The 4206-nt window shown below is 74.8% G+C and carries 4 protein-coding genes; 1 reads left to right on the forward strand and 3 read right to left on the reverse strand.

Annotation, left to right across the window (positions count from 1 at the left end; translation table 11 throughout):
• Nucleotides 1-4: 4 nt before the first annotated feature.
• The gene (locus ACIQOV_RS30235; RefSeq protein WP_401053780.1) at nt 5-1561 is read left to right on the forward strand and encodes an APC family permease; all 1557 of its coding nucleotides are present in this window, start codon (nt 5-7) and stop codon (nt 1559-1561) included.
• A 127-nt stretch (nt 1562-1688) separates the two neighbouring features.
• Here the strand turns inward: ACIQOV_RS30235 and ACIQOV_RS30240 are convergent, their stop codons facing one another.
• The 3 genes from ACIQOV_RS30240 to ACIQOV_RS30250 all read right to left on the reverse strand — a co-directional run.
• Entirely contained in the window at nt 1689-2696 is a 1008-nt protein-coding gene (locus ACIQOV_RS30240) for an LLM class flavin-dependent oxidoreductase (RefSeq protein WP_401053782.1), read from the reverse strand.
• Between the two features lie 71 nt (nt 2697-2767).
• On the reverse strand, nt 2768-3469 hold the full coding sequence (locus tag ACIQOV_RS30245) for a DUF2269 domain-containing protein (protein ID WP_401053777.1): 702 nt from the start codon (nt 3467-3469) through the stop codon (nt 2768-2770).
• A 159-nt stretch (nt 3470-3628) separates the two neighbouring features.
• On the reverse strand, nt 3629-4206 hold a 578-nt coding region (locus ACIQOV_RS30250; RefSeq protein WP_401053779.1), incomplete at its 5' end, for a peptidoglycan-binding protein.

A 4206-nucleotide genomic window follows, 5' to 3' on the forward strand; every position in this document is an offset into this window, starting at 1 on the left:
CGAGGTGGCGCTGCTGCTGGAGATGGCGGCGGACGACGCGGCGCTGGAGCGGGCGTCGCGCGACGAACTGGCGGCCGGCTCCGCTTCCGGCTCCGCCACCTCCACGTCCGCCTCCCCCGGCGGCTCCGGCGGCTCCGGCGGCCTGGGACGCGGGGTGCTCGGTACCGGCGACATCGTCTTCTTCGTCGTGGCCGCCGCCGCGCCGCTGACCGTCATGGCCGGCGTGGCACCGTTCGCGATCTCCTTCGGCGGCATCGGCACGCCGGTCGCCTACCTGGCCACCGGCGTGGTGCTGGCGCTCTTCGCGGTCGGGTTCACCGCCATGACCGCGCACATCCGCAACGCCGGCGCCTTCTACGCGTACGTCACCCGCGGCCTCGGCCGGGCGGCCGGGCTGGGTGCGGCGCTGCTCGCGGTGCTCTCGTACAACGCCATCCAGATCGGGATGTTCGGCGCCTTCGGGTTCTTCGCCCGCACCACCGCCGCCGACCTGCTCGGGCTGGACCTGCCCTGGCCGGTCTGGGCGCTGTTCGGGGTCGCGGTGGTCTGGTTCCTCGGCTTCCGCTCGATAGACCTCGGGGCCAAGGTGCTCGGGGCACTGCTGATCGCCGAGACCGGCATCCTGCTGGTGCTCGCGGTGGCGGTGCTGGTCAAGGGCGGGGCGCACGGGCTGAGCCTGTCCTCGTTCGCCCCCGAGCACGTTTTCTCCGGGGGGATGGGCGGCGTGCTCGGACTCTCCTTCGCCGCGTTCATCGGCTTCGAGGCCACCGCGATCTACCGTGAGGAGGCCCGGCGGCCGCACCGGACCGTGCCGCGAGCGACCTATGCCGCGATCGCCTTCCTCGGCCTCTTCTACACCTTCGTCACCTGGATGATCGTGCAGGCCTTCGGCGACACGGAGGCCGTCGCCGCCGCCACCGCCGACCCGGCCGGGATGTTCTTCACCGCGATGACCGACTACGTCGGCGGCTGGGCGACGGAGGTGCAGCGGGTGCTGATCGTCACCAGCCTGCTCGCGGCACTGCTCGCCTTCCACAACACCATCACCCGGTACGGCTACGCGCTGGCCAACGAGCGGGCCGCCCCGGCCGCCCTCGGCCGGATCCACCCGCGCCACGGTTCGCCGTGGATCGGCGGCATCGCGCAGTCGGTGCTGGCGGCGGTGGCCGTCGGGGTGGCGGCGCTGATCGGGGCGGATCCGTACAACCAGTTCTTCCTCTGGGTGAACTCCCCCGGGGTGGTGGGCATCCTGGTGCTCCAGGCGCTGGCCGGCCTCGCCGTGTTCGCCTTCTTCCGCCGCAACCGGGCGACCGCCGCGAGCGCCGGGGTGTTCCGTACGGTCGTGGCACCGCTCGCCGCCACCGTGCTGCTGTGCGGGGCCACGGCGCTGGTGGTGTGGCGGCTCGACCTCTTCACCGGCGCCGGCCCGGAGGTCAACTGGCCGCTGGTCGCGATCGTGCCGGTGGTCTTCCTGATCGGCGTCGGGATCGCCCTGCGGCTGCGGGCCCGGCGGCCGGAGGTGTACGCGCGGCTCGGGACGACCGAGGTCGACGCGGGCTGAGCCGCGGGCGACGGGCCGGGGGCGGGCGGGCGGCGGCGGGCGGCGGGGCCCGGTGACGACCGGGTGACGAACCGGCTCCACCCCGGTCCGGCCCGACCCGGCCCGGACCGACCCGGCCGTCGCCTGGTCAGATCTGGCCGACGGCCTCGGCGAGGAGCCGGTAGGAGTCGAGCAGCGCGGTGCGGTCGTAGGTGCTGGTGGTGACCAGGAACTCGTCCGCCCCGCTGCACTCGACCAGCTTCGCCAGCTCGGCGGCGGCCTGCTCCGGGGTGCCCGCGATGTGGCCCTTGAGCGACTGCTCGAACGCGGCCCGCTCCCGGGCGGTCATCGCCCGGGCCCGGATCTCGGCGGCGGAGGTCAGCGGCGGGAACTCGCCGTGGGTGCGGGAGTACGCGCCGGACCAGGCCTCCGGGACGAGCAGCTCGCACGCCCGCTCGGCCGTGTCGGCGACGGCCACCGTCCCCGAGACCACCACGTACGGCTCGGCGGCCTGCGCGGAAGGACGGAAGCGGGCGCGGTAGCGGTCGATCGCCTCCAGCATCCGGTCCACTCCGCGCGGGGCGGCGATCACCAGCGGCAGTCCCGCGTCGGCGGCCAGGTCGGCGCCCGTGCCGGTGGCCAGGACGAAGGCCGGGACGTGCAGGCCTTCGGCCGGCCGGGCGTGGACCCCGCGGTTCGCCGGCTGCGAGCCGTCGAAGTAGCCGAGCAGTTCGGCCAGCTGGGCACCGAACGCGTCCGCGGCGTCCTTCTCCCGCCCCAGCGCCCGCCGGACACCGTCGGTGAAGCCCACCGAGCGCCCGAGCCCCATGTCGATCCGCCCCGGGAACAGTGCGGCCAGCACCCCGAACTGCTCGGCCACCACCAGCGGCTGGTGGTTGGGCAGCATCACCCCGCCGGTACCGACCCTGAGGCGGGTGGGGGCGGCCCCCACCGCCGCAGCGAGCACGGTGGGCGCCGACCCGGCCACCCCCGGCACGCCGTGATGCTCGGAGACCCAGAACCGGTGGTAGCCGAGCCGCTCCACCTCACGGGCGAAGGCCACCGTGCTCCGCAGTGCCTGGGCCGGCTCCTCGCCCTGTCGGGTCCGGGAGCGGTCGAGCACGGAGAGCCTGGTCGTGGGCGCGGCAGTGGTCACGTCGTTGGACAACGCCTGCGCCCCGCACGGGCATTCCCCGAGCGACCGGGCCGCGGCCGACGGCCCGTCGGTCAGTCGCCCGCTCCGGGTATTCGGCCCGGACGGGTGTCCGTGGCCTCGGCCGCAGCCTCGGCCCTGACCGGGGCCCTGACCGGGGCCGGTGCCGGGGCTGTGACCTGGGCCGGGGCCGTGACCTTGGCGTGGGCCTTGCGGCGGCCCCAGGGCTTGTACACCGACAGGATCACGTTGAACAGGTAGAGCGTCAGCGCCACCGCCGGAACGATCACCGTGTTGTAGCGGACGAAGCCGAGGTCCGCCACCGTGATCGGGCCGATCGGATGCGCGTCCACCACCCGCACCGCGTCGTGCAGCCGGTCGGTGAGGGCGAGGACGGAGGCCGTCATCGCCCCGAGTGTCAGCCAGAACTTGGTACTCACCCAGTAGTACCGGAACAGCCCCCAGGACGTGCCGAGCCCGAGCGCCACCCCGCTCAGGAAGGTGAGCAGGCTCAGCGGCAGGATCAGCGCGTCACCGAGCAGGCCCATCGCCCGGTAGGCGGTGCGCAGCCGGTCGGCGTCCCCGGTCGTCAGGGCCGTCACCGCCAGGGTGAGCAGGCAGAGCATCAAGGCCAGCCAGCTCACCGAGGCGACGACGTGCAGGACGACCAGCGGTCTGCGCACCGCCGGCGGCAGGCGGCGGCCCCCGGACACGGGTGTCGCCACCCGCCGTGGCGTCGGTTCGGACGCCGCGACGGCGCCGGTGGGCGAGCGCACGGGTACCTCCTTCGAGTCGGGGTCACCAGGACGGCCCCAGGCTCTCCCGCCCCTGCCTCATCCGGCATCTGACGGTGGAAGTAACCTCGCCTACTCCCGAGCGAGTACACAGCCTCGGCGCAGCACCGGCCACGCCTCCCCCGGGAGCAGCACCGCCCCTCAGTCGGTCACCGCGAACCCCCGCGCCGCGCCCAGCCGCTGCAGCGAGGCCGGGCCGGGGATCCCGTCCGCCGCCCCCGCCTCGTACCCGCAGCTCCGCTGCCAGGCCGCGTACGCGGAGACCGTCCGGCTGCCGAACGAGCCGTCCACCCAGCGCTGGTCGAGCAGTCCCTCGTCCACGAGCGCCTGCTCCACGATGGCCGCCTCGGCCGGGTAGGTCAGGTGCCCCTGCTCGGCCCCCGGGTCGGTCCGGGCCGCCTCGATCACGTGGGCCACCGAGACCGTCCGCTGCCCGGGCAGGTAGCCGAGCAGCCGGCGCAGCGAGCCCGCGCCCGGGACGCCGTCCGCCGCCTGCCCGGAGTAGCCCAGACTCCCCTGGTAGTCCGCGTAGTTCTCGGTGTCCGCGTCCGTCCAGTTCGGGCCGGGGCCGGAGCGGTAGTGGTCGCCGAAGCCGTGCGCGACCAGCGCCCGCCCGACGGCCGTCACCTGGTAGCCCTGGGCCCCGTAGCCGTACGCCAGGCCGTTGATGCTGACCTGGTAGCGGGCGGGCGCGGCGGGGGGCACCGGGTGCTGCTGGG

Origin of the sequence: Kitasatospora sp. NPDC091257 (genome assembly GCF_044757675.1) — a bacterium.
Classification (GTDB): Bacteria; Actinomycetota; Actinomycetes; order Streptomycetales; family Streptomycetaceae; genus Kitasatospora; species Kitasatospora lactacystinica.